At 62.4% G+C, this 26,546-nt stretch carries 18 protein-coding genes; 7 read left to right on the forward strand and 11 right to left on the reverse strand.

What is annotated here, in order from left to right:
- Window positions 1-2: 2 nt before the first annotated feature.
- From IMCC21224_RS02330 to IMCC21224_RS02345, 4 genes are all read left to right on the forward strand, one after another.
- Window positions 3-1,037: a glycosyltransferase family 2 protein gene (locus tag IMCC21224_RS02330; protein ID WP_047993977.1), complete on the forward strand. Its 1,035-nt coding sequence runs from the start codon at window positions 3-5 to the stop codon at window positions 1,035-1,037.
- Window positions 1,034-5,656, forward strand: a complete 4,623-nt coding sequence (locus IMCC21224_RS02335; protein ID WP_047993978.1) for a MupA/Atu3671 family FMN-dependent luciferase-like monooxygenase — start codon at window positions 1,034-1,036, stop codon at window positions 5,654-5,656. The genes IMCC21224_RS02330 and IMCC21224_RS02335 overlap by 4 nt, the downstream gene beginning before the upstream one ends.
- Before the next feature lie 9 nt (window positions 5,657-5,665).
- Window positions 5,666-6,343: a 4'-phosphopantetheinyl transferase gene (locus tag IMCC21224_RS02340; RefSeq protein WP_047993979.1), complete on the forward strand. Its 678-nt coding sequence runs from the start codon at window positions 5,666-5,668 to the stop codon at window positions 6,341-6,343.
- A gap of 245 nt (window positions 6,344-6,588) precedes the next feature.
- A complete protein-coding gene (locus IMCC21224_RS02345) occupies window positions 6,589-7,908 on the forward strand; it encodes a chain-length determining protein (RefSeq protein WP_047993980.1) in 1,320 nt (439 codons plus the stop codon).
- A 92-nt stretch (window positions 7,909-8,000) separates the two neighbouring features.
- On the opposite strand, the gene IMCC21224_RS02350 is transcribed toward IMCC21224_RS02345, so the two are convergent.
- The 6 genes from IMCC21224_RS02350 to IMCC21224_RS02375 all read right to left on the reverse strand — a co-directional run bounded on the left by IMCC21224_RS02350 (window position 8,001) and on the right by IMCC21224_RS02375 (window position 15,893).
- Window positions 8,001-9,227: a CpsD/CapB family tyrosine-protein kinase gene (locus tag IMCC21224_RS02350; protein WP_156178081.1), complete on the reverse strand. Its 1,227-nt coding sequence runs from the start codon at window positions 9,225-9,227 to the stop codon at window positions 8,001-8,003.
- Between the two features lie 217 nt (window positions 9,228-9,444).
- On the reverse strand, window positions 9,445-11,553 hold the full coding sequence (locus tag IMCC21224_RS02355; protein ID WP_047993982.1) for an NAD-dependent epimerase/dehydratase family protein: 2,109 nt from the start codon (window positions 11,551-11,553) through the stop codon (window positions 9,445-9,447).
- A gap of 11 nt (window positions 11,554-11,564) precedes the next feature.
- Window positions 11,565-12,548 carry a glycosyltransferase family 2 protein gene (locus IMCC21224_RS02360; RefSeq protein ID WP_047993983.1) on the reverse strand — a complete coding sequence of 328 codons (984 nt, stop codon included), beginning with the start codon at window positions 12,546-12,548 and terminating at the stop codon, window positions 11,565-11,567.
- Window positions 12,545-13,792: a glycosyltransferase gene (locus IMCC21224_RS02365; protein WP_047993984.1), complete on the reverse strand. Its 1,248-nt coding sequence runs from the start codon at window positions 13,790-13,792 to the stop codon at window positions 12,545-12,547. Before IMCC21224_RS02365 ends, IMCC21224_RS02360 begins: the two co-directional genes overlap by 4 nt.
- Window positions 13,789-14,775 carry an NAD(P)-dependent oxidoreductase gene (locus tag IMCC21224_RS02370; RefSeq protein ID WP_047993985.1) on the reverse strand — a complete coding sequence of 329 codons (987 nt, stop codon included), beginning with the start codon at window positions 14,773-14,775 and terminating at the stop codon, window positions 13,789-13,791. The genes IMCC21224_RS02365 and IMCC21224_RS02370 overlap by 4 nt, the downstream gene beginning before the upstream one ends.
- Entirely contained in the window at window positions 14,763-15,893 is a 1,131-nt protein-coding gene (locus IMCC21224_RS02375) for a Gfo/Idh/MocA family protein (RefSeq protein WP_047993986.1), read from the reverse strand. Before IMCC21224_RS02375 ends, IMCC21224_RS02370 begins: the two co-directional genes overlap by 13 nt.
- 286 nt (window positions 15,894-16,179) lie before the next feature.
- On the opposite strand from IMCC21224_RS02375, the gene IMCC21224_RS02380 reads away from it, so the two are divergent.
- Window positions 16,180-16,989 carry a WecB/TagA/CpsF family glycosyltransferase gene (locus IMCC21224_RS02380; protein WP_047993987.1) on the forward strand — a complete coding sequence of 270 codons (810 nt, stop codon included), beginning with the start codon at window positions 16,180-16,182 and terminating at the stop codon, window positions 16,987-16,989.
- A gap of 39 nt (window positions 16,990-17,028) precedes the next feature.
- On the opposite strand, the gene IMCC21224_RS02385 is transcribed toward IMCC21224_RS02380, so the two are convergent.
- The 3 genes from IMCC21224_RS02385 to IMCC21224_RS02395 are packed head-to-tail and all read right to left on the reverse strand — an operon-like array spanning window position 17,029 to window position 21,457.
- Entirely contained in the window at window positions 17,029-17,799 is a 771-nt protein-coding gene (locus tag IMCC21224_RS02385) for an SDR family oxidoreductase (protein ID WP_047993988.1), read from the reverse strand.
- Window positions 17,796-19,391: a GMC oxidoreductase gene (locus tag IMCC21224_RS02390; RefSeq protein ID WP_047993989.1), complete on the reverse strand. Its 1,596-nt coding sequence runs from the start codon at window positions 19,389-19,391 to the stop codon at window positions 17,796-17,798. The genes IMCC21224_RS02385 and IMCC21224_RS02390 overlap by 4 nt, the downstream gene beginning before the upstream one ends.
- A complete protein-coding gene (locus IMCC21224_RS02395) occupies window positions 19,388-21,457 on the reverse strand; it encodes an acyltransferase family protein (RefSeq protein WP_047993990.1) in 2,070 nt (689 codons plus the stop codon). The genes IMCC21224_RS02390 and IMCC21224_RS02395 overlap by 4 nt, the downstream gene beginning before the upstream one ends.
- Window positions 21,458-21,787: 330 nt before the next feature.
- Here IMCC21224_RS02395 and IMCC21224_RS02400 point away from each other — a divergent pair, with 330 nt between their 5' ends.
- Entirely contained in the window at window positions 21,788-22,318 is a 531-nt protein-coding gene (locus IMCC21224_RS02400; RefSeq protein ID WP_047993991.1) for a serine acetyltransferase, read from the forward strand.
- Window positions 22,319-22,321: 3 nt separating this feature from the next.
- Here IMCC21224_RS02400 and IMCC21224_RS02405 read toward each other — a convergent pair whose 3' ends face one another.
- Both IMCC21224_RS02405 and IMCC21224_RS02410 read right to left on the reverse strand, forming a co-directional pair.
- Window positions 22,322-23,611, reverse strand: a complete 1,290-nt coding sequence (locus IMCC21224_RS02405) for a glycosyltransferase family 4 protein (RefSeq protein ID WP_047993992.1) — start codon at window positions 23,609-23,611, stop codon at window positions 22,322-22,324.
- A gap of 7 nt (window positions 23,612-23,618) precedes the next feature.
- A complete protein-coding gene (locus tag IMCC21224_RS02410) occupies window positions 23,619-25,013 on the reverse strand; it encodes a membrane protein (protein ID WP_047993993.1) in 1,395 nt (464 codons plus the stop codon).
- Window positions 25,014-25,262: 249 nt separating this feature from the next.
- Here IMCC21224_RS02410 and IMCC21224_RS02415 point away from each other — a divergent pair, with 249 nt between their 5' ends.
- Window positions 25,263-26,498 (forward strand): glycosyltransferase family 4 protein, encoded by a 1,236-nt coding sequence (locus IMCC21224_RS02415; RefSeq protein ID WP_231581997.1) that lies wholly within the window; start codon window positions 25,263-25,265, stop codon window positions 26,496-26,498.
- Window positions 26,499-26,546: the final 48 nt, after the last annotated feature.

Raw genomic sequence — 26,546 nt, forward strand, 5'->3', positions numbered from 1 at the left:
TCATGCAGCAGCCGCGTCTGTTGACGGTGGTTTTGAATTACCGCACGCCTGATATGACCCTGCGGGCGGTCGAAGCGGCGGTGCGCGAGCTCGTCGATTTGAGGGCCGAGGTGGTGGTGGTCGACAACGCGTCGGGCGACGGGTCGTTCGAAAAGCTGACGGCCGGTATCGCTCGCGCATCTTGGGGGCGTGATGTTCCGGTGCGCGTGGTGGCATCCCCGGTGAACGGCGGATTTGGGGCGGGCAATAATTTCGGCATCCGTGCCGGGCTGGCTGATGGATCGCGGCCCGACTATGTCTATATCCTGAACTCGGACGCCTTTCCTGACCCCGGGTCGATCCGTTGTCTGCTGACGCATCTGCAAACGCATCCCGATGCCGGGTTCGCGGGCAGCTATATCCATGGACCCGAGGGCGACGCCCACATCACTGCGTTTCGGTTCCCGTCGATCCTGTCCGAACTCGAAGGGTCGGCGCGCTTTGGGCCGATCAGCCGGCTGCTGCGCTACCGTGCCGTCCCGATTGGCGTGCCAAGTGTGACGGTGCGTGTTGACTGGCTTGCCGGGGCGTCGATGTTGATGCGGATGGATGTGCTGGACGAGATTGGCCTGTTTGACGAAGAGTTTTTTCTTTATTTCGAGGAAACCGATCTGTGTCTGCGGGCGGCGCGTGCCGGACATGAGACGCATTATGTCCGTGGTTCAGAGGTCACGCATATCGGGTCTGTTTCCACCGGAATGAAAACCTGGGCGCGGATGCCGACCTATTGGTTCGACAGCCGCTGGTATTATTTTTCGCACAACCACGGACGCTTCTATGCAGCTTTGGCGACGCTGGCCCACGCCACCGGCGGGCTGCTGTGGCGGTTGCGACGGTTGGTCCAGTCCAAACCTTCCGCAGATCCGCCACAGTTTTTGCGCGATCTTCTGTTACACGATTTCAAGGCGCTGACGGGCGCGCCGCCGGAAAAGCGACTGGCGGTTCGCGCCACGCCGGTTCGGATCGCAGCTAAGGCACGAGCGGAGCAACCAAGATGACCAAGTTTTCCTGCGTTGTGATGGGCAACGAATCTCTGTTGATACAATGCAGTGAAAAACTGTTGGCGGCCGGGCGTCTGCTGCGCGCGGTGATCACACGGTCCGGTGTGATTGCGGACTGGGCTGCTGCGCGCGGTCTGCCGGTGGTGGCGCCCGGACGCGAACTGGCCGCACGGCTGGGCACCGCGCTGGACGGGCAGCCCGTGGACTGGCTGCTGAGCATTGCGAACCTCGACATGGTCCCGCGCGACGTGCTTGCGTTGCCGGTGCGAGGTGCCGTGAACTTTCACGACGGTCCATTACCGCGTCACGCCGGTCTGAACGCGCCGGTCTGGGCGCTGATTGAGGGTGAAGCGCGTCACGGCATAACCTGGCACATGATCGAGGGTGGCGTGGACGAGGGGGATATCCTGGTTCAGCGCCTGTTCGACGTTTCCGACACGGATACCGCGTTGACGCTGAATACCAAATGCTTTGCCGCTGCGATCGACAGCTTCGATGATCTGATCGTGGCACTGGCGAGCGGTGCGCCCAAACGTTCGGCGCAGGATTTGAGTCACCGCAGCTATCACGCGCGTGCGGATCGGCCGGCACTGAACGGCGGTCTGGATTTCGGCGGTCCTGCCGCGCAGGCGGAGCGGTTGGTCCGGGCGCTGGATCACGGCGGCTACTGGAATCCGCTGTGCACCGCCAAGGTCGTGGCGCGGGGGGCTGTGCTGCATATCGGCAAAGCTGTGAACGTGGCGGCTGCGGGCGCGCCGGGCGCGGTGCTGTCGGCTGATGACGATCAGATGACTGTGGCGTTTGATATCGGGGCGCTTTCGCTGTCGGGATTGCGCGACGGAACCGGGGCGACGATCCGACCCAAGGATGTTGTGGCGGTCGGCGAAGTTCTGACCATGCCCGAGCTGGAAGCGGATCTGGCGGCGTCTGATGCGTTCTGGCGCGGCGAGCTCGCCAAATTTTCCGCAACAGAGATTCCGTCCATCGGCGTGGGACAGGGCGCGATCAAGTCGCTGCCGTTGGACGGCGCTGGTGCGGGCCACTTGTTGGCGTTGGCCGCTCAGTTGGGCGAGGGAACCGTCGGCGTCGCCTATGCCCACCGCGATCTGCAAAAGCTGGCCGAAGGTGGGAACGTCTGTCCCTGGGTGCCGTTTGTGGCGGAAACGGACAAGAGCCTTGGGGCGCTTGTCGATAGCGCCGCAGCAACTCAGGAGCGTTTGCGGTCTCACACGGGGTTTGCCGCCGATTTGCTGCTGCGCGACCCCGCACTTAGGGCTATCGGGACGCCGCAGATCGGTCTGTCTGACGGTGTCGGTATGATTTCTGGTACCGCGCTGACCATGGATGTCGCGGCGCGAGAGTTGCATTACGACAGTGTCCGGCTCCCTGAAGTTTTGGCGCAGGTGATCGCCGCACGGCTGCTCCACATCGCGACGCAGCCCGCCGGGACGCCGTTGGCGGACCTACTGCTGATGCCACCGGACGAGCGTAGCCTGATGCTCGACCACTGGAACGCCACTGCCACGGATCACGACCGCAACCAGACCATGCATCGCGCCTTTGAGGCGCAGGTCGCTCGCACCCCGGACGCCCCCGCGTTGGTGTTTGAGGCGACGACGCTTAGCTACGCCGCGCTGAACGCCCGTGCCAACCGCGCCGCGCATGTGCTGCGCGACATGGGCGTGGGGCCGGGCAAAGTGGTGGGGCTGTGTACGCGCCGTTCGGTCGATCTGATGGTGGGGGCGCTGGCGATCCTCAAGGCCGGGGGCGCCTATCTGCCGCTCGACCCTGCCTATCCTGCCAGCCGTCTGGCGCATTTCATCAGTGACAGCGCCGCGCCGGTGATTGTCACACAGGCGGGGCTGGTTGCCGACCTGCCGCCGCATGCGGCTGAGCTGCTGGTGTTGGACAGCGATCCGCGCCTTGTTTCCGCCGCGGACACGAACCTGCCCGACACCAGCGGGCCACAGGATCTGGCCTATCTGATCTACACCAGCGGATCGACCGGCACGCCCAAGGGAGTCATGGTCGAACACCGCAACGTCGCCAATTTCTACGTCGGCATGGATCAGCGCCTGAACCACGATCCGGCTGGCACCTGGTTGGCCGTGACAAGCCTGTCGTTTGACATTTCGGTGCTGGAACTGTTCTACGCCACCGCGCGTGGGTTCAAGGTGGTGCTGACCTCGGACGAGGATCGGGGTCTGATTTCGAACGGGCCAATGGCGACGTCAGGCGGGATGGAGTTTTCGGTCTATTACTGGGGTAATGACGATGGTGCCGGGCGCGACAAATATCGCCTATTGCTGGAGGGCGCAAAATTTGCTGATCAGCACGGCTTTTGCGCAGTCTGGACGCCCGAGCGGCATTTCCACGCCTTTGGCGGGCCCTATCCGAACCCGTCGGTGACGGGAGCGGCTGTTGCCGCAGTGACGCAGAACATCGGCGTTCGGGGCGGCAGTTGTGTCGCGCCGCTGCACCATCCCGCAAGGATTGCCGAGGAATGGGCCGTCATCGACAACCTGACAGGGGGGCGCGCGGGCATGGCCATCGCCTCTGGCTGGCAGCCCGACGATTTTGTCCTGCGTCCCGAAAACACGCCGCCCAACAACAAGGCGGCGATGATCGACAGCATCGAAACCGTGCGCAAACTCTGGCGAGGAGAGGCGGTCGCGTTTCCAAAACAGGACGGAACCTTGCACGAGGTGATCACGCAACCCCGCCCGGTGTCGAAAGAATTGCCGGTCTGGGTTACCACGGCGGGCAATCCCGAGACATGGAAAGAGGCGGGGCGGCTGGGCTGCAATGTGCTGACGCATCTGCTGGGTCAGACGGTTGATGAGGTTGCAGGCAAGATCACGCTGTATCATGCGGCTCTGCGCGAGGCCGGGCATGACCCGGCGCAGTTCAAGGTGACGCTGATGTTGCACAGCTATATCGCCGGAACTCTGGACGAGGCGCGCGAAACCGCCCGCGAACCGATGAAGGATTACCTGCGTTCGGCTGCTGGTCTGATCAAGCAATACGCCTGGGCGTTTCCGGCGTTCAAAAAGCCTGAAGGCGTGAAAAATCCGTTTGAACTCGACCTTGGATCGCTCTCGGACGAAGAGATGGATGGAATTCTGGAATTCGCGTTTGAGCGGTATTTTAACGATTCCGGCTTGTTCGGGACCATTGATGACGCCGTGGCGCGGACTGAAGAATTGAAAAAGATCGGCGTGACAGAAATTGCCTGCCTGATCGACTATGGCATCGACACGGATACAGTGCTGGAAGGGCTAAAGCCGCTGGCCGAGGTTCTGCGGCGTACCAATCTGTCGACCGAACTGGCGGCGGATGATTTTTCGATCGCGGCGCAGATTGTGCGACATGATGTGACGCATCTGCAATGCACCCCGTCGATGGCGCGGATGATCGCGATGAATGACGAGGCGCGTTTTGCCTTGTCCCGCGTGCAGCATATCATGCTGGGCGGCGAACCTTTGCCGGGTGCGCTGGTCGCGGAATTTGCACAAATGACAAACGCCAGCCTCACCAACATGTATGGCCCGACCGAAACCACGATCTGGTCCGCGACCGAGGTGGCGCATGCCACCGATGGTGTGGTCAACATCGGCCTGCCGATTGCCAATACGCAGTTATACGTCCTGGATGACGCCCAGCAGCCGGTGCCGCTGGGCGTGCCGGGTGAATTGTGGATCGGTGGCGAAGGCGTCACGCGGGGCTATTGGAACCGGGCCGATCTGACAGCGGAACGCTTTGTGGCGAACCCGTTTCATCCGGGGCGGATGTATCGCACCGGCGATCTGGTCCGCCGCCGCGCCGATGGCAAGATCGACTTTGTCGGTCGGGTCGATCATCAGGTCAAGCTGCGCGGTTTCCGCATTGAACTGGGCGAGATCGAGGCCGTGATTGAAGCGCAACCTGGCATCCGCCAGGCGGTTGTTGCCGCGCGCGAGGATCAGCCGGGGGATGTTCGGCTGGTGGCCTATGTGACTTCGGATGCGACGGTGGACGAGACCGCTTTGAAAGCCGCGATGGGGGGCAGCCTGCCCGATTACATGTTGCCGTCGCGGATACTTCGGCTGGATGCATTCCCGCTGACACCGAACAAAAAAGTGGATCGCGGTGCGTTGCCTGCACCTACCGCCATTGTGGTGCCAAAGCGGGTGCCGCGACTGAGCGCGCCGATAGCAAATGGCGCAGCCCACAGCGATGCCGCGATCGAGGTGCAGATTGCCGAAATCTGGAGCCGGGTGCTGGGCACATCGGCGATCACCGGGCGGGATAATTTCTTTGACCTTGGCGGACATTCGCTGTTGGCGGTGCAGACCCACCGCCTGATCCGCGATGAGATCGGCGCGCGCAAGCTGTCGATCACCGATATATTCCGCTTTCCGACGCTGTCTGGCCTGGCCGGACGGGTCGCCGCACTGATCCAGCCGACGCAGGCCGCCGACAAAGGTACAGCTTTGACTGCAGCGCCTGAGGTGCCTGCCGCCGCCATCGGGGCACGTGTCGTCGGAGCATCGCCCACTCCGGTCAATGATCGGGCATCCGCGCGCAATGATGCCATGGCCCGTCGGCGCGCCATGCGTGCCCGCCGTTCGGCCTGAGTAGCGACTATGGTGCAAGATCTGAAACGGCTGCTGGACGTCGCCCGCGCCGATTTACCTTCGTGGCTGTCGGTTGCGGTCAGCGATCCGCGTGACCCGCAATCGCCTCTCTTCCCGGTCGAGGAAGCCGCGATCGCCCGCGCCATTGTCGCCCGCCGCAAGGAGTTTTCGGCTGGGCGCGTGGCCGCTCGTTCTGCACTGTCAGCCTTTGATCTGGTCGATATCGCCGTCCCCATGGCCGAGGATCGCACCCCGGTTTGGCCTGCGGGCATCATCGGCAGCATTACCCATACGGATACCGCCTGCGTCGCGGTCGTCGCCCGAAATCGAGACGCGCGAAGTGTCGGAATCGACCTGGAACCACTGACACCGCTGCCGCCCGAGACGGTGACGCAAGTCTGTTCGCTGAGTGAATTGCAATGTCTGCCCGATGCGCCATTGATCGCCGCGCGTCGGATCTTTTGCGCCAAAGAGGCGGCCTACAAAGCGCAATATGCGCTTAGCAATACGCTGTTTGATTTCAAAATGCTGACCTATGGCCACAATTCCCGTGGCGCGCCACATTTGCGATTCGATAAACCGGTACCGCCCTTTATCCGTGGCGACCGCCTAGCCTTGCGTCAATGGACTGGATTCGGGCTGATCCTGTCGCTTGTGACGCTTCCGGTGCTGCATGACGCGCTCTGATCTGTCGTTTGCGTTGAAATCTACCGAAAATGCGGTCAAATAAGGCGAAATTGTGGCCGCAATCACGGTTCTGGAAATGATCTGTTTCCGGCCTTTGCTGGCTTAGATGTGGCGGAACTGTGTCGGTCGCGCTAGATTGTGTCATCAAGGCGGCAGATCCGCGGCGCATAACGACTGACACTCGGGCGCGCTGGCTTCTTCGCTCTCTGATCGCATTGGGGGCCCTTTGCGGGAGCATTTGTAAGATGAACCAGTTCCAGTCCGTTGCCGAGGTGTTCGCCGCGCTGCGCCGCCGCGCTTTTCTGATTCTTGTGATTGTGGCGATTGGCTGCGTCTTGTCCTTGCGGTTTGCGGTGGACCAGACCCGGCTGTATGAAACCACCGCCGTTGTCCAGATCGAGGATGCGCGGGTGCCTGACAGCCTTGCGGGGGCCGGGGCTCAGGCTGATGATGCCGCGCATCGTGTGCGTCTGATCGAACAGCGCCTGATGTCGCGCGACAACCTCATGGCGATCATGGAAAAGCACAATCTTTTTGTGGGGGATTCGTCGCAGTCGTTGAACGAACGTGTGTTCATGATGCGCGAAGCGGCCCGGATCGAAGAGATCGTGAATTCGGCGCAAAGCTGGCAGCCTGGCGTCACCCCTTCGGGTCTGCGGATCAGCGTGACGCTGGATGATCCGCAGATGGCTGCGGATCTTGCCAATGAGCTGATGTATTCGGTGATCGAACAGTCGCGCGAACGCAGTCTGTCCCGTGCCCGCGATACGTTTTCATTCTTTGCCGAGGAATCCGCTCGTGCCGAGGAAGAGATCGCGGCGATGGAAGAGAAGATTGCCACCTTCAAGCGCGACAATGCAGACAATTTGCCCGCAGGAACCGCTGCGCTGCGTGATCAGATCCGCACATTGCGCGACAATGAAATGCTGCTGGATCAGGAAATCGTGACGCTGCGGTCAACCGCAGATCGGCAGCGCGAAGAGGTGCAGGCCCGCCAGATCGGTCTTCTCGAAGAACAGAAATCTCTGGTGTCGCGCCGCATCGAAGCGATCGAGGCGACGATCCGCAGCGCACCCGAGGTTGAGAGGGCGCTGAATGGCCTGGAGCGGGAACTGTCCCGGTTGCAGGAAAAATATTCAGTGATCACCCGTCGCAAGGCCGAAGCTGAGATGGGCCAGATGCTGGAGGACCGTCAACAGTCCGACAGATTCGAGATTCTGGAAACCGCGCTCGTGCCCGAGTATCCGGTGTCGCGAAGCCGCAAGAAGACTGCCATCATGGGCGCCGTAGCCAGTGTGATTGTGGCGTTGGGAGTGGCCTTTGTTTTTGAGCTGATGAACCCTGCGATCCGCAATGCCGCACAGATGGAACGGATGCTGGGCATTCAGCCTGTGGTGTCGATCCCGCATATTTCTACCCGCGCGGACCGTCGCCGCCGGGGGCTTGGACTCGTGGGCGTGGTTTTGGCATTGATTGCGGGCATCATTGCGGTGATCCGTTTTGCCGCAAACAAACTTCCGGCTCTTGGGCTAGATCGGTTCCTGCCGCGGGTGCCGCAGATCTGACGGCCGCGGATGCGATGCTCGCATTGATCAGCGCTTCCAATGGCCTCTGGCTTTCGCAAGTGCGGGACGTTTTCAGAGGCACAGGCCGGTCGTCAGTAGCTGTATTTGCGTGGGTTCGCACCCTCGGCCTTGTTCAGGACAACGCCCAGCAGTGGCGTATCTTTGCCAAGACGGCGCTCGACTTCTTTGATTTCGTCCTGCGTGGTCATACCGCCGCCAACCACCAACAGTACCCCGTCATACTGTGGCCGAAAGGCGATAACGTCATCGTAGTACAGCGCTGGCGGCAGATCGAACAGAACGACATCTGGGGCCAGTTGCGTTTCGAGGTCGTGCAGGGCCTGTGTGCTTTGCGGGTCTTGCAATAATTCCGAGGCATAGGGTTCGGCAGTATCGTTAAAAGCAAAGGCGATGCTTCGACCAGCGTGAATTGTGTTTCTGGCGGGCCGTTGCAGATGCGCAGCTGCGTTGGTCTCGGCCCGCAAAAGAGCCCCGATGCTGCCAGGCGACTTGACGCCAAATATCTTGTGCATGCTGGGATTGCGCAAATCCATGTCGAGCAGCAGAGTGCGGCAATTTTCCTGCCGTGACAGGCTGATGGCGAGGTTTGCTGCGGTGAATGTCTTGCCGCAATCCTTGGTCGGTGAGGTGATGGCGACGCGTTTCCAGCCATTTTGGGCCAGGGCCTGCAACAGCCGCGTGCGCAACACGTCAAATGAGGCATGCGCAGGATCGTCCCGGTGCGCGGTCACAATCCGGTTGCGTTCAAGCAACTGCTCGTTGATGGGGAATTCGCGCATTCGCGCCCAGGTGTCGACTGGGACTGGGGCAGGATCATGCGGGCGGATCAAAGTGCCGCTTTGGGGGGCGCCGGGATCTGGCGGCGCCACTTCGACCCGCTTCCTGCTGGCCTCTGCCACCATGTGCGCGCGCCGTTCCGAGGCAAGTTGCTTGAGCCGCTCCGCTTTGACACGAACTGCTTCGTCGCGCGTGACGCGCTCTGCTTCGGCCCGCTCAGTGGCTTCGCGTTTTAGCCGCTCGGAAGCCTGCGTTTCTTCGGCGCGAAGGACAGCCTGAGCGGCAGCAGCGGCGCGGGGGGCCTGAGCTTTGGCCTGCGCGTCTGCTCTACGCTGCGTCTGCTCTTCGACAATGCTCTGGGCTGCGTTCGCACGGATTCGTTCTGCTGTACGGCGGGCTTGCCGCTCGGCCCGGGTTTCGAGCGGGCTGATCGGGGCCAGATCTTCGGCTGGCTGGGTGCCGGTCGCATCCTGCGTCGGGCCGTGCCTGCGGTGGAACTTGCGCCGTTCGGCCATACTCATGTCTCCGCAGCCTGCTCCTGCACCGGTCGGGTCGCGCCGTGCAGAGTCATGCCCCAAATTTGTGCAGATACTATCGTCATCCGAGGTGCCTGTCCTGTCGTGCCGATCCGGGGGAAATCCCGACCGTGTGGAAATATGTTCCTGCTTAGACCTCTTACACCAGATGATTTAGGCGGGAATAAGTCGGAATGGCGGGGATTGTTGCGCGAACGTGCATTCAGAAGCCCATGAGATTTGCATCGCGGATCGCGTTTGCGACAAATCTCTCGCGCATAGGTTCAGGGGCCCATCCAAGGACCGCCTTGGGACGGTCGTTGACGAACGGTGAAAAATGCGCCCGGCTTTTCCAGTCGGCAAGGCTGGGCCGGATCAGGCCGGGGCGGCGCAGTGCATATTTCTTGAGCAGGTGTTTCACCGCATCCGAAGCGTAAAACGCATAGAGATTGCCGGAACTCACCCGGAGTCGCGCACCGAGCGCCGTGTGGATCGCATCGAAATAGTCGCGGCCCGAGAACATCGGTTCCCCCACAAGATTAAAGCTCTGACCTAGGGCGGCGTCGTTGTCCATCATCCGTACAAGGCCATCGGTCACATCGTCGATCAGCACAAACGGCAGGATGTTGCGGCCATGGCCCCAGATCCGCACCGCGCCAGCCCCGTGCCAGCGACCGATGCCCCAATGTTGCAGCGGTCCGCCCGCACCGACGACGATGCCGGGGCGGGCGATGACCAGCGGCAGGCCCCGGTCGCGGTGCATCTGCATCAGCTGCGCCTCGCATTCCGCTTTGGAGCGGGCATAAAGGTTGCGGTCACTCATATTCGCGGCGAAACCGGTGTCCTCGGTGATCCTGGTGTTGGGGTTGGACATATCGTAGCTGGCGATGGTGCCGGTATAGATCAGTCGGCGGACATTGGCGGCCAGCACGGCCTCGGCCACATTTATGGCAGTGCCGACGTCGTTCTTCAGGCAATCCTCCCAGGATTTGTCCATGGATTTTGCAAGGTTAAAGACCACGTCGATGCCCTGCATCGCCTGCTCTAGCCCGGCGCGGTCGTGTAGCGAAACGCCAACGGTTTCGACCCGATCCGGCAGGTCAGGAAAGGGGCCGTGACGGCCACGGCTCAGGACGCGAACGTCATGCCCATCTGCCACCAGCCGCCGTGTCAGCGCCCGACCGATAAAGCCGGTGCCGCCTATAACCATCGCCGTAGGCTTGGGCTGCCGGGTCTGAATGGCGGGCGCGGCGACGGCCAGCTGATCGGCGGGCAGCCGCGCCAGCGCGTCGTCAAGCGCCTGCATCACGGTCACGGCCGAGGCGCCAGAAAATCGCGCATCGGGGGGGCTATCATCACGCAAAGGGCCGTAAATGTCCGCATCCATGCCCAGAAAGCTGAGGCCATAGGGGGATTTGGCATTCAGCGAGGCGAGTTGAACGGCGGCATTGCGGCCGCCTTCGCGCAGGTGTTGCCAGCTGAGGTCCAGTTGCCGCCGCAGCGGATTCACCACCAGATCCGAGGCATTCTCGCGCTCAACAATCAACGTGTCCGAGGCATAGTCGAGCCGGGCGCGCGCTGTTGATCCACGCAGTGTCACCGACCGGTCATCCATCGTTTCGACCAGCGAGATGGTGAAGGTCAAATCGACATCTCCGACCTTGGCCAGAATGTGCCAGCCTTGTGGGCGCATGTCATCGCCGGGCAGGGCGACGGGTTTGGACAGTTCCGCATGGAGGATCTCGGGGGTACCAAACAGATCGACAGCAAACGCCATCAGGTGCGGACCCAGCTCTAGCAGCAGGTTCTTTGGCTCGCGCAGCAGCCACAGGCCGAACGGCCCGGACCGCAGTGGAGACAGCGGGAAACACCAAGTGATGTCGGCGGTCGAGACCCGGCCAAGCGCGCCGCTGGTCATCAGGTTCTTGAGGCGCTGATAGGACGGAATCCCGAGAAAGTTGTGCCCTGCGTGAAAACGCTTGCCTGCGGTCTGCGCGGCGGCTTCGATCTCGTGCGTTTGGGCAGCGCTTTCTGCGACGGGTTTTTCCACCAGCACATGTAATCCGCCCGAGAGGCATTGCAGGGCAAGCGGCTGATGCAGATGCGGGGGGGTCAGGATGTGAACCGCGTCGCAGGTCCCAGAGGCGATCAAATCCTCGACTGATGCGAAGGCCTGCGCGCCATATGCTTCGGCCAACCCGCGTGCAGCGCCAATTGACACATCGCAAACCGCAGCCAGCGTCGCACCGTCAGTGGCGCGCAGCGCGTCGGCATGCCAGGTGGCGATGTATCCGGCCCCGATCAGGCCAACGCGGATTGGATCACTGGACATGGGGTACCCTTTTATTTGTACTCGATAATATGCATTGGTGCGCGGCGCAGGCGGCGCAAGTGAAACCGCGCCATACCGATCAGATTCGGAAATTTCGACAGGCTTAGCAGGATCCCGTGGCGTACTGCCTCGGATATGGGCAAACCTTCGCGGGTCAGGCCCTGCACGGTGCGCAGGTAGCTAAGCACGTAAAGCGCCAGTACCAGAATCGGCAGCCACCAAGTATAGAACGACGTCAGTATCGCCACCAAAGGCAGGGCCAGCGCATAAAGCAGCACACGTCGTCGTTCGCGCAGGAAATATTCGGGGTGCAAATATCCGACCTGGGCAAAGCCGTGACCCGAGCGCACCGCGCGTTGCCACCACTGACCAAAGCGGGTCATCGCAGCGTCATGGCGGGTCATCTCGCACGGCAGACGTTCGAGGACCCAGCCACCTTTGCGCAAACGGGTGCAAAATTCATCATCCTCGGCCGCGATCACCGAGGGGTTGTAGCCGCCGATGGCGCGGAATGCCTCGGACCGGACCAGCATGTCACCGCCACAGGCCAGAATTTCTCCGGCGGGGCGGCGCCATTCGAAATCGCAGAGCTGATTATAAAGGCTGGCGTTGCGGTGGATCTCGCTGCGCCAGCCGGTGACCATGCCGACGCGAGGGGTGCGGTCAAGATGGGCGCGGGCCTGGTCGATCCAACCGGCGACAAGGGCGCAGTCACCGTCGATGAACTGTACATAGGCCGGCTTGGATCCGGTGGCGTCGAGCGCGGCAAACCCCGCATTGCGCGCCCGCGCGGCCGTGAACGGCACCGACAGATCGAGCATCACCACCTCGGCCCCGGCGCGACTGGCGGCCGCGACGCTGCCATCGTCTGAACCGGAATCGACATAAATCACACGCCGCACCTGCCCGCGCACCGCATCCAAGGCTGCGACCAGTCGCGCGCCTTCGTTGCGGCCGATCAGAACGGCATCGACGGGCGTGGATGGTTGGATCACGGGGTGCCTCCGGGGCGTTTGCCAGGCAGGGTGCGGCCCTCGGCGCTGGCTTGGAACAGTTCCGACAACCAGGCCGCCTCGATCCCGATGTTGTAGGCGCTTGCGACAGTGGCGCGCCCGACCCGCCCCATCCGGCGGCGCAGATCAGGGTTGTCGAGGACGCGGCTCAGGGCGGTACGCAGTGCCTGCGTATCGCCGGGGGGCACCAGAACGCCGCTTTCGCCGTCGCGCACCAGTTCAGGGATGCCGGCGATGCGGGTGGTGACCACCGGCAGACTGGCGGCCATCGCTTCCATTAGCACGACGGGTACACCTTCGGCAAAGCTGGGCAGAACAAACACATCGGTGTCGCGCAGCGCCTGCGCCACCTCGGCCTGCGACTTGTAGCCAACAAAATCAACGCATTCCGCAACGCCGAGCACCCGCGCGCGTGCTTCAAGTGCGGCGCGTTCCGGGCCGTCGCCGATCAGTGTCAGCCGCAGGTTCGGGTGGGTGTGGCGCAGGCCGACCAGCGCGTCCAGCAGAACTGGCACACCTTTGACCCCGGCCAAGCGACCGACAAACAGCAGCCGCGTGCCGTCGCGCGTGCCGCCGCTGTAGCGGTCGGGGTTGATGCCACAATGCACCACTGCCAGTCGGCCCCAATGTTCGGGCGCGGCAAAGCACATCAGTTGCGAGCGGGCGAAGTCACTGATGCAGGCGACAAAGGCAGCGCGGGCGGCCTTTTCGTCGATCCGCCAGTGATGCGGCTCAAAAAAGATATCCGGCCCGTGGATTGTAAACGAATAGCGGATGCCGGACAGCGCCCCGGCCAGCATTGCCACGGTGCAGGATGCCTTGGCGATATGGTTGTGAATATGTTCGATCCCGCGGTCCGCCAGTTCCGCCGCCAGTACACCGGCTTCGGCGAAGTAGATCATTTGATAGACCCGACCTCGCAGCCCCTTGGGGGCAGTGCGCCAGGCCAGCGCCAGCGCCCGCAGATACCGCGCCGGATCGCGCATCCAGCGACCATGGGCGCGAAAGGCGCGTTTCCAGTCCTTCAGTGCCTCAAGTACATGAAAAGTTCCCGCCTGTTCGGCGCGCTGTTCCGGCCCGACCAGATGTTCGGCCCCGGTGCGACGGATCGAGCAGGTCAGAACTTCGTGTCCGAGCCCGCGCAGGGACGCAACCTCGCGCTGGATAAAGGTGTCCGACGCGCGCGGGTATTCACCGGTCAGATAGGCGAGTTTGGGTCGTGTCATCGGCTGCCCCCGGCGATGGATGCGGCCATCAGCACCTCAAAGGTGCGGGCCTGTCGCCCGCCGAGTGCCTTGCGCATCGCCCGGTTGCAATAGCGGAGTGGCATAATGCGGGCCCGCAGCACGGGTTCGCGCAACAGGCCGGGCAGATGGGCCGACCGTCGCCGCAAGGCTCTTGCGATGCTGTTCAGGAGTTTCCAGTGCAGCGGCACCACAAAACGCGGCCAGCCCGAACGCCGCATCGCTGTCAGAAAGCGATCCCGGTCGGGCAGATCGTCGTCGAGAACATTCAACGCCCTGATGCCGCCGGGATCGGTCATCGCCGCCTTGACCAGTGCCCAGCCGCAGCGTCTGATGTGGCACAAAGGCACCTCGCCCGTGTCCCCCACACGCAGCAGGACAGGCCCGAGCCCAACCCCCAGATGCGCATTCCACAGCCGGTCGGGGCCAAACACCGCCCCCGGTCGCATCAGCCATAGACCGAAACCATCCCGCGCGGCGGCCTCGCGGCACAGACGCTCTTGGGCCAGCTTGCCCGCGACGTAGGGATCGCGGGCGGCGTTTTCGGGTTCCAGCGGACAGGCTTCGGTCAGAATGGCGCCGGGTCTTAGGGTCATCGTGTCGTAGACCGCGATCGAACTGACCAGGACCAGCCGCCTTGCGTCCGATCCGGTCATTGCATCCAATATGGTGCGGGTGCCGGTCAGGGTATCCACGGCATGGGCATCCGCGTCGCCCCCCAGATGCGCGGCAGCGTGGATCACCGTATCGACGCCGGATAGGGCGGTGCGCAGCGTGGCAACACCATCAGGATCTGCCAGATCACAGCGCAGCACCTCGATCCCTGGATCTGCGGCCCAGTCTTGTGGCGCGGCGCGACGCACCAAGGCGACAACTGCCAGCCCGGCCTCGCGCGCCTCGGTCACTGTGCTGCGGCCAATAAATCCGGCGGCACCGGTGATGAGAACGCGCGTTATTTCGCCCATGGCATCGGCTCCATCGCCTTGCAGGTGGTGGTCATTTGCTGCGCGCCGGTGTCGTCGCCCGCATTCTGGATCGCCAGCGTTACTTCGGTCAGATGCAAAGCGAGGTCATTGGACAGTCGTGGGGGACGACCCTGTGCCAATGCCTCGACCATCTCTGCGGGGCCAAGCATGAAATTCATCGCAGCGGCCCCCCAGCGTCCGACCTTGGGATGGGTCGGGCCGGGCAGGCGGACACGCCGGGGCAGCGGATGTTCCAGCAACCGACGCCGAATGCGCAGGCGGCGGGCAAAGCGGACCTTGGCGCTATTGTCCCACGCGGCTTTGCACCACAGCACGCCCTTGTCACCGACAATGCGAATGCCGTGGTCATGTGGGGCGATGATCGAACAGGTCAGTCGCACCACCGGGCCATCGGCAAAAAACAACGTTGCGACCGACAGATCCGGCGCCATCGGACCGCGCCCTTGTTTTTCGTCGATGCATTCAGCCGAGGCCGCGACCACCCGCCGCACAGGTCCGAACCACGCCATCAGCCAGGTCAGGTAGTAGCCCGCGTGTTCCAACGTGCAGCCAACCTGAAACTCATCCTCATAGGGCCAGGGCGCACCGGTCTCGCTCAGCCACTTTTCATAAGCGGCCTGGGCGATATAGCCATCGTCCAGCTCGGCATAGATGACGCGGGGGCGACCGACCATGCCATTACGCAGGGCGTGGCCCAGCGTCTGCGCCGCCTCACCCAATGCGCTGCACGGGGCAGAGGCCAGCATCAGCCCTTTTTCATCGGCCAGTGAATGCAGCGCTTTGGCCTGTTTCAGGGTCAGCGCCAGAGGCTTTTCACAGTATACATGACAGCAGACCTCAAGCGCGGCCTTGTTGATTTCGAAGTGTGCGCGCGGATTGGTCAGATTCAGCACGACGCCATCCTTGGGATGCGCATCGAGCAAGGCGTTCAGGCTCGGCGCCGCCGCGATCTTCCAATGGTCGCAGAACACCTTTAGTCGCTCGGCGTCGTGATCCCAGACTTGCACGACCTGCAATTCCGGGTGCGCGGCCAGAGAACGCATGTACAGATCCGCGACAAAGCCGCAGCCAATGATCGATAGGCTGCCATTGCTCATCGCGTCTGCCACCAGGTGGTCATCGGGCGCGGAAACTCAGCGGCGGGGCTGGGGAAAATCATCATATCCGTGCTGCTCGTGATTCGCTTTTCGCGCCCATTTTTACGGTCTTAACCAGTTCACCATGTCAGAAATTTGGCGGCTGTTCACAGTTTTGCCGTAATTTCCCGAATTGAGGCGGGATTGTTGCGGCTTGCCTTAATGTGAACACCTTTTGCCACAATTTCCCTGCGCCGAGCGCCCAAATGTGGTTAAACAATGGCTCAACACAGGATGGATCAGGGTCATGCGGTTCTCAGTCGGTCAGCAAAATGTGCGCATCAACGTCCCGTCATGGGATGAACTTCGCAGGGTTGTTGGATCGCGATTGAAAGCGCGACAGGGATTCGCCCTTGCGACGCTGAATCTTGATCATTTGGTCAAGCTGTCCGCGGCCTCGGATTTCAGTGCGGCCTATGCGGCGCAGGATCTAGTTGTGGCTGATGGCAACCCCATCGTTTGGATGTCGCGTCTGGCCGGGCAGCCGGTTGATCTGATCCCCGGCTCCGACGCGATCCTGCCTTTGGCCAGCATCGCGGCAGAAGAGGGCGTGACCGTGGCGCTGGTCGGCAGCACGGACGATACGCTGAACAGTGCTGTTCGCCACATGGAACAGAACGTGCCGGGCCTGCGTGTGGTGCGCTGCATCGCCCCCGCGTTTGGTTTCGATCCCAAGGGCGAAGAGGCGCTGGAGATTTTTGAGCAACTCAATCGCTCGGGTGCCGGTCTGTGCTTTGTCGCGCTCGGCGCGCCCAAACAAGAGGTCTTTGCCGCGATGGGTCGCATCCATGCACCCGAGATCGGTTTTGCCAGCATTGGCGCGGGTCTGGACTTTTACTCGGGTGCCCAGGAACGGGCGCCGCAGTGGGTTCGTACCCTGGCGTTGGAATGGGCCTGGCGCATGGTTAGCAATCCGGCACGGTTGGCTCCGCGCTATGCTCGGTGCATGGCGATCTTGCCGGGGCAGATGCTACAGGCTGTGTCGCAGCGGTTCGCCGCAGAACAGACCGCCCGGCGGGCACTGCGCCCGGTTCGTCGCCCCGAAGTCATCCTGTAACTTAAGTGTTTCGGCCAACAGGCTGAACTTGGGCGCGGCCTAGTCGAGCCGTCTTGGCTGCGCCACCTTTCGCATCAGCAGTCGATCCCGCACCCGCGCCTTGATGCCGCGCGGCGGCAACAGTTCGATCGCCTGTTCAAAAACCGCGCCGTTCAGATCCGGGTCCAGCCGGAGGGCCAGTTCGGCCCCCCAATGCGCCGCGATCTTTGGGTCAATCCCGTCGGGGATCCCCATCTCTGTGCGCAGCATTCCGGGCATCCAGTCGCCGATGACGATGCCGGGAAACCGATCACCCAGATCCGCGACCAGCGCCCGCGTGAACACCCGCGCCGCGCCTTTGGATACGGCATAGGCTGAAGCGGTCGGCAGGGGGGCGATATCGGCAAAGGTCGCCACATTGACGATCCGCCCGCGCCCGCGCGCCACCATCCCCTGCAACGCCGCATGGGTACAGTTGACCATCCCGCCCAGATTGACGCCCACGCTGGCCATAAAGCTTTGCGGTGTTTCGTCCAGAAAATCGCGGTGGGGATACACTGCGGCGCAGTTGATCAACAGCGCTACCGGGCCAAGTTCGGCTTCGATCGCGGCAAAGCTTTGCGCCACTGCGTCCGGCGCACTCACATCCAGGGCGCGGCTGTGGAATCTGCCGCCTGCCTTGACCTGCGTTTCCTCAAGCGCCGCTAGGCGGCGGCCAAAGCCGACGACGGTTAACCCCTGTCCAGCCAGTTCCAGCGCCAGCGCACGGCCCAGACCTGACCCGGCCCCTGTGACCACGGCGATGCCATCCACGGGGGTCAGTCGGGTCATGTCACACTCTCACTTGTCATGTGCGCCGCGACGCGTAGCGCATTGGCGGCAATCGTCAGGCTGGGGTTCACCCCCATTGATGTCGGCATAAAGGAAGCATCGACCACATAGAGGTTGTCAATCTCGTGGCTGCGGCATTCGGGTGTCAAGACCGAGTTTTCCGGAGTCAGCCCGAACCGTAATGTCCCGCAGGGATGGCCAAAGTTCAACTCGGGAGTGAGTCCCAGAAACGCCTTGCGCTGACCCCGGAACGCAGCACGGATCGCGCGACGAAATGCACGGCGGCGTTGCAGCAGTTCCGGGTGAAAGGTGTAGTCAATGGCCAGCCGATTGTGATCCCCGGGGTCAAGGAGGACGCGGTTTTCAGGATATGGCAGATCTTCGAGCAAGCCGACAAAGATTTTGGCACGGCCAAACAATCGGGCGGCGAGGGCTGCGGGAATCCGCGTCAGCGGGCGCAGGAATCGTAAGGATCGCAGGCCTGAGCGTTCCAGCATATTATTCAGGTAAAACACGATTTCGCCGTATGCCGCGTCGATGCCCATGGCCTGCACGGTGCCGAAACGCTGCCCGTCGCGGTGATAGAGGTCGCGCAGCGACAGGGCCTTGGACGGGCCGCTGTCGGGGGCTCCGCGCGGCGGCCAGATGGCCAGCATCTCGTTCATGTGGAACATCAGGTTGCGTCCGACCAGCCCGCTGCCATTGCCCGCCCCCTGCGGCCACGAGTCATTGGCCGAGGCAAGCATCAGCCGAGGCGAGCCCAATGCGCCCCCCGCCAGCACATAGCGGTTCGCGCGGAAGGTCAGTGTTTCGCCGTCTCGATGTGCCTCGACCGCTGCGATTTCACGGCCGACGCCGATCAGCCGCGTCACATCACAACGGTCGAGCAGTTGTGCCTGACCGGTCGCCAGCGCGGGTTCAACTCCGGCAGACCGCCCATCCATCTTGCAGGGGCGCGGGCATTTGCGCCCCATGCAGGATGCGCATCCGGGCAGGTGCTGGATCGCGGCATGCAGGTGATAGGGGTGCAGGCCACTGCCTTCAAACGCCGATTTCAGCGCGGCATCGCCGGACGACAGGGGGGCGGGCGCACGCAGCGGCATTTCGGGCTCTGACGACAGCGGATCGGGACTGCCCGAAAGGCGGTACATCCGTGCAGCCTGCGCATACCACGGCAACATGGCATCAAAGCCAACGGGCCAGCCGCCGGTGGGATGTGGTCGCGTGTCGGAATGGTCCAGATCGTGCCGCTCGGGCCGTTCCAGCGTTGCGGCATAGAACACCGATGACCCACCAACGCCGGCACCCAGCGGTGCATAAAAATCCGACGCGCGCCCATTCAACAGGGCATGCAGTTTATCGGGCCAGTAGCCGCGCACGGTGCGCGCCTCGGGAAGAAACACCGCATCGTTCAGGCCATGCGCTTCGGCCCGGTGACCGCGCGGACCCTTTTCCAGAAACAACACGCGCTGCCCGGCCTCGGCCAGCGCGCGGCCAATGGTGCCGCCGCCGATGCCTGTGCCGATCACAATCACATCCCAGACCTCTTGGGATAACGTCTGTGCGTCGGTTTGTTGTCCGAATTGTATCATGGTGCGCCCGGAGTAAAGACTGGCGCAAACAGATCCCGCAGGGCCAGCGCCGCGCTGTTGGTCACATGGTTGTTGTCAAAATAATAGCCAACCCCATCGTGAACTGCGGTGCAGGTCCCGTCTTGGCACAGCTCTGGCCAGGGGTCGATGACGTCAATCTTTCCCTGCACCTCAAGTGCGCGGAACGGTGCCTCGGCGGGATCTATTCGATCACTCAAGGTGGCTTCGCTCACGTGATCTTGGGTTTGGGCGGTTCGGGTCAGTGGCCAGCTGGCCAGCGCCGCTTCGCGTGCTGCGGCGCGGCTGTCATATTCAGGAATTTCGGGTACCTGACGCAACACACTGATCCTGTCGAAATGTTGGCTAAGGACGTCGATTGTACGCCTCACGGACTTGGCCATAAGGATGTTCTGCGGCTTGCCCGTGTCCACCGGCCCCTCGGACGGGTACATGGCGATGTTGTTGTCGGCGTCCCGTCCGATACCCGTGCCGCTGGCATAATAAGTCCAGCGCCCGATCAGCAGGATGCGGCGCGTTTCAGGCATGCGGCCAAAGCTTTGCTTGATCTGAAGGTTGGCCAGCGTGCAAGCGGAATCCTGTGCCAGGGTGGCCGTCGCTTCGACCTTGCGCAGGCCAAAGAGTGGCGGACAGCCCGCCCGCCACAGGATGATTGCGGGGGTCCCCGCCTCGTGCGCCGCAAGGTCGAGCCCCTCTTTGAAGGCGCGCACATGGCTGTCACCCCAGACCAGCACCTGCGGCGGGCCTTCGGGGCCGATCGGGCAAACCTCAAGCCCCATGAGCGGGCCAGTGTCGGGGATTGTGCAGCGGCTCCAATCCTGAAGAAAATCCTGCGTTGCCGCGATCTGCACTCTCGCTAGGGGTCCAAAACGACCGGGCAGGCCCTCACCTTTGTAGATCCCCGCACCTATCGCCAGCAGCACGACCGATCCGCAGGCGACAGCCCCCAGAACCCGCAGATCAGGAAAGGCGGCGGCGCGGCGTACCGGCTGTTCGATCCAGCGCCAAGAGGCCCATGCCAGCCCGACCGCCAGTGCCAGCCAGATCGCAGCCTCTGACCCTTGCACCACGTCGCCGCGCAGGTAGATGGCCAGCACCAGCACGGGCCAGTGCCACAGATACAGTGAATAGGAAATCAGGCCGATGGTCACCGGCAGGCGCGACCGCAGGACGCGATTCACGGTGCTGTTGCCGCGCCCGTTGGCCAGCAGCAGCACCGTGCCCAACACCGGAGGCACTGCTTGGACACCCGGAAACCCTGCTCCGGGCCGGATCGCAACAATCGACACGATGACCAACGCCAGTCCCAGCCAGGCAAGGGCGGGATGGCCGGTCCAGTCGCGGTCGCTCTCGTAGCCCCAAATTGCCAGCAGCACGCCTGCGCCCATCTCCCAGGCGCGAAACGGAAAGAGGTAAAAGGTCGCCTCGGGGGCGCTGGGGGTCATGAGAACGCAGGCCAAAAGCGAGGCCGCAAAGACGGTGATCAATGCGGGCAGTCGCAGTGTCGGCCAGCGCGCGAGCAGTAGCAGGACCAGAGGCAGGAACAGGTAAAACTGTTCCTCAACCGACAGGGACCAGGTGTGCAGCAGCGGCTTTTCCTCGGACGCACCGTCAAAATATCCGGCACCGCGATAGAAAAACACGTTCGACAAATAGACCACCGCCGCGATCAGCGTCTTGCCATATTCGCGAAACTCGAACGGCAGCAACAGCGCCCAACCCAGCAGCGTCGTCACCAGCGCCATGGCAAAAAACGCAGGCGCGAGACGCCGGAACCGCCGGACATAGAACCGTCGCAGATTCAGTTTGCCGGTCTCGTCCTGTTCGCGCCACAGGATGCCGCCGATCAGAAAGCCCGAGATTACAAAGAAGATGTCGACCCCGACAAAGCCGCCGCCCAGCACAGGCACGCCAAAATGATACAGCACCACCGAAAGGACCGCGATGGCGCGAAGTCCGTCGATCTCGGGCCGATAGGGCAGCGAAGTGTGGGATTGCGCGGCAGCGGGGTGCGACTCGGGGGGTAATGAAGGCGCGCGTAATGTCATGCTTGGCCCATTCCGGCCGACGGTCTTTCAAAGGTCACTCGCATACCACGTCCAAATTTGTTTTCGTGGCCCCCACCATCTCTCTTTAAGGTTAACGGAGTATCGCCTGTCAAGCGAACCAATTGCATGAAACAATGTGTCACATGGCCAATGTTGCTGTGTGGTCAACAGGATGCGGGATGCGCGGCTATTGCCGCCGTATCGTTTGACAGTCCGCGCGGAAACCCGCCAGCGAGGAGAGATTGCCTTCTGTTCACTATCGCTAAAATCTGCATCATGGCCTGACAACAGGCGCTCCGATCCACGGGCGCCCACCAAAAGGGTGCACCCGTGAGCGAACAGGCGCAGATTTCGGCTCAGGTGCCTGACTGGTCGCGCGAAGCCGTGCGAAAATTTTGGGATCCGGGGCAGAAATTGTTGCGCGCGATCCGTCGCTATCAGGCTTGCCGTGCGCAGGCGGGCGTTGTTGCGCGCCTAATGTCGAAATACTGGGTGCTCAATCACATATTCTGGTCGACGATCACGCAATGCGAAATCCATCTGCAGACGCAGATCGGGGGCGGTCTGCGGCTGACCCATCCGCAGGGGATCGTGATCCACCCGGATGCAGTGATCGGGGTGAATTGCATGATCTTTCATCAAGTGACACTGGCCGGATCCGTGGTTCTGGGGGGGCATGTGGATATCGGCACCGGCGCCAAGCTGATCGGCCCGTTGCAGGTTGGCGATGACGCAAGAATCGGCGCAAATGCCGTGGTCACACGGGATGTGGCAGCGGGAACCACCGTCGCAGGGAACCCGGCGCGAGTGCTGTCAACGCGCACGAAAACGGAACCACCATCCGTGCAGAGCGACAGTTAAGTTCTAGAAAAATGCAGGCGCATCATGCTGTCGCGGGCCCAGCGTCCAGCCATAGACCTGAGCAACCTGGCGCGCCTTTTGATCCCAGGTGAAATGGCTTTGGATTCGGGCGCGTGCCGCCTGACCGCTGGTGCGCAGACTGGTGGGGTCGTTGGCCATCCGCACCAGCTCGGCCCGAAAGGCAGATACGATCTGGTCGCGTGAGCCACAGGGCACTTTGACTCCGGTGCCTGGTATCACCAGCTCGCCGGGGCCGGCGTAATCGACAACCAGCGGCGTCACACCAAGCGCCATCGCCTCGAGGACGACTCCGCCGCCGAATTCGCGGATCGACGGAAACGCCAGAACGTGGCACTTGGCCATGACATCCTGCACCGCGCCATGTTCCATCCAGCCGTGAAAGGTGACACCCGTTAGCCCCTGCGCCTGTGCCTGAAGCGGCTGCATCATTGGCCCGTCGCCGATGACATCCAATGTCATGCGCCCGGCCCGCAACAGCTCATCTGCCGCCTCGATCAGCATGTCGCAGCCCTTGTATGGCACCAGCCGTCCGACAAAACAGGCGCGCAGCACGTCATCCACCGGCGCGGCCACGCGCCCAAAACGGGCGGGATCTATGCCATTTTCCGGCAGGTAGACCACTTTGGATTGATGCCGCGCGGGAATTTCCCCGGCGGTGTGATGTGAACCGGCCATGATTGCGCTGGTCCGGTCCAGCGTTGCGCCGCGCCCCGGCAGTGCTTTGTAGGCGCCGCGCAGATAGCTCAGCCATTCCTTTTCGGCGCGCCGCTCAGCCTCAAACCCCTCGGGCCAGGGCACACCGCCGTTCAGCGGCCCAAGCACAAACGGCACACCGGCGGCGGCGCATTTACGCGCCAGTGACGACGTGATCGTCGGGCTCAGCGGGGTGATCCGGTGCACGATATCATACGCCCCGGCGCGGATCTGTGTGCCGAACTGACGCCAGACCAGATGTTCGAACCATGGGTAACTTAGCGCGTTGATCGCCTGCACCATGGTCCAGCCCTTGCCGTCACCCATGCGCAGTCGTTCGGCCAGTCTCCACATCGGGCGGGCAAAGGTTTCGGAATCTATGGCGGTGAAATCCACGCCTTCGGTCAGACCGGCCCGCAGGATTGCGTCGCGGTTGCGCACCTGCGTCACCAGATGCACGTCAGCCACGCCGCGCAATGCCTGCGCCAGTGACCAGCCAACCAGCGGTACGCTGACCCATTCGGGGTTCGCCGCCTCGGCAATGGCCAGCACGCGGGGGCGTATGGGGGTCTCGCTCATGGCGCCCTCACAGAATTGATTGCCAGCGCAGGGCGCGCATATTGCCTGATTTCATTCGTGCGGCTTTAAGCGCCTCGGCATACCCCATCAGGCAACCCGCGATGAGCCAGGTCAGCGGAGTCAGGGTGGCGTTGGGCAGCATGTCAAAGATGTTCACGGCCAGCAGCAGCGACAGAGGCGCAATAAAGGGCGAAATGTCGCCCTCGTGCGCCACGGTCGTCTCGCGCCACAGCAGCAGAAGGGGCAGCAGAAGCAGGCCGAATTCGGCCAGAAAGCCGACCCAGCCATAGACCCCGATCACGATGATCCAGCGCCCGTCGGTCACAGTCAGGATATTGCCACTCACGGGGTCAAGGATGTGATTGCGTCCCCAGCTGCCCCAGCCAAAGACCGGTTTGCGATAGGCGCGGTCTAGCAGGATGTTTTCGTTGTCGAACCGAAATTGCAACGAGGCCGCGCGTTCGGGATCAATGCTGGCGGCCTGTTGCAGCAATCGGTCTTGCGGCACCAGATCAGCCCCCTTGAGGATCGGATAGCTTACCGCCAGTGCGCCGATCAGGATTGCGACCTTGATCTGCATTACTCGGCTCAGCAGCAGCACACAGGGCACGAGTGCCACGGCAAAGATCAGCGCCCCCAGCGATTTCGCCAGCACCAGAATCGCCGACAGATACAGCGCGGCGAGCAGAAACCCGCTCCGGTTTGTGCGCGCATCCATCCGCCATAGGGCAAAGGCGCTGACCACGGCGGTCATGGTGAAAAATGCAACCCAAAGCCCATGATACAGGAACACCACAGGCCGGTAACCGCCCCCCCGGATCGATTGGCCAAAATAGTGCTGGTAGTAGCCGTACACCCAGAGGTTCAGCTGTGGCGACAACCGGATCTCGATCAGCATGAGCACGGAATAGACCAGCCCACCAACCATAAAGGCGATCAGCAACTCGCGTTGTGCGCCACCCTGGGTCAGGAATTGCCGCGCCAGCAGGAAGGGCAGGATCAGCAGGAATTGCTGCAACGTCAGCGCCACCATGTCCTTGAGGCCCAGCGCAGGCAGCCCGACCTGACCGTAGAGCACCGGATCCCCGTTGGTGGCGACGGTGGCGATCGGGGACAGCACAAAGGTCAGCAACAGCACCTTGCCCGCCACCGACTCGGGCAGGACCGACCCTCGAACGCCATACATCCACAGACAGCAGACGAACGCGCTAAGGGCCGGCAGGTTGTGTTTGTTCAGCGGCGGGAACAGTGGCAGGTCAAAGACGGCGGGCACTTCGGGCAGGAACAGATAGCCCACCAGCAGCGACAGGATCAGCGCCCGCTCTGCCTCGAATCGGCGAAACAGCGCGACTGTCACCAGCGGCCAGATTGCCAGCATTGCAAAGGCTATCGGGTTGGGCATCCGTTATGCACGGCCTTTTGATTGCCACGCCCGCAGGCCCCGTCGGCCCCGGATCGCTGTCCAGACCCTAGCCCATAGGTGCGGCAAAGTCGTGTCCGGTTTGTGAAAAACCAGCGCAATTGCTGCGGCTGCACAGGTTTTCCCTGCAAGGGTCAATTTGACGCCCCATTTTCACGTCACGATGACACCAGTCAAGACCAGCGGACCAAGCCCGTATTGACCGCGAGCCGTATTTCGGGAGATTGACCAGTGAACGCATTTCCAAAGGCCATTATGCCCCAGTCTGATATGCCTCGGCGCGATAGCCGCTCTGGGAAACGGTTGCGCGTCGCCTATCTGTGCGACATCTCGCCGTTGAACCGGAACCTGTATTCTGGCGGGAACGCCCGAATCCACGCGGCCTTACAGGAACACGTGGGCGATGTGACGATCCTGTCCAATTCCTGGCATTTGGCGGAACCGGCGCGCCGCTTGCTGCATGCCATGCCGACCGCCATCAACATGCGGGCCCGCTGGCGGATGCATTTGGCGCTGGGGCGGCTGATCGCTGCAGGGGTCCGGCGTGAATTGGCGCAGGGTGAATATGATGTGCTGTTCGGTGCCTATAGCTTTCAGTCGATGCACCGGCTGAAACTGCCCTATCCGATGGTGCAGGTCTTTTCGTCTGACGCGACACAATCGACCTATCGCGAGTCCGAGATCGGCGCGTTTCACAAATCCTATGTGTCGCTGTCGCGGCGGCTCGACCCTTGGATACAGCGCTGCGAAGAGCGGGTGTTTCAATCCTGCGACCTGCTGCTCTGGCCGTCAGAATGGCTCAAGAACAAGGCTGACGCGATGTACGGTCTGACCGATGCCACGTCGAAGCATGTGTCCTGGGGCGCAAATCTTTCGACTCCGGCGCCGCGTATCACACCAACCACGATTTCGCGCGACGGGCCGGTGCGTCTGCTGCTGATTGGCCGCGACTGGTTCGCCAAGGGCGGGCCGCTGGCCTTTGATACCATGAAGGCGCTGCGCGACCGTGGCATCGACGCACGCCTGACCGTGATCGGCAGTCAACCACCGGATTTTCACCTGAATGAATTTGTCACGGTCCACCGGCACCTCGACAAGGCCGAGCCGGACCAGCTGAAAACCTTTGAGGCGGCGCTGGATCAGGCGCATTTTTTGGTCATGCCAAGTTACGAATCCTTTGGTTTTGTGTTCTGCGAGGCGTCTGCCTATGGGGTGCCGTCGCTGTGCCTGCGAGTTGGGGGCGTGCCGATTCGCGATGGGGTAAACGGTCATGCGCTGCCGCAAGGGGCGGGAGTTACAGAGTTTGCGGACCTGATATTTGGATACCTCGATACGCCCGCGGCCTATTGGGCGCTAAGTCAGTCAACGCGGGCGGAATTCGAACAGCGCCTGAATTGGGACAGTTTTGGCCGCCGCACCGCCGCGCTGATCCACCAAGCCCGTGTCGCCAAGGGGCTTGCGGACTGAACTGGTCCTAAGTTGGCGGATCTTCTGGCCCTATCTGTTGCCTTGCAG

It is taken from the genome of Puniceibacterium sp. IMCC21224, assembly GCF_001038505.1.
Lineage (GTDB): Bacteria > Pseudomonadota > Alphaproteobacteria > Rhodobacterales > Rhodobacteraceae > Puniceibacterium.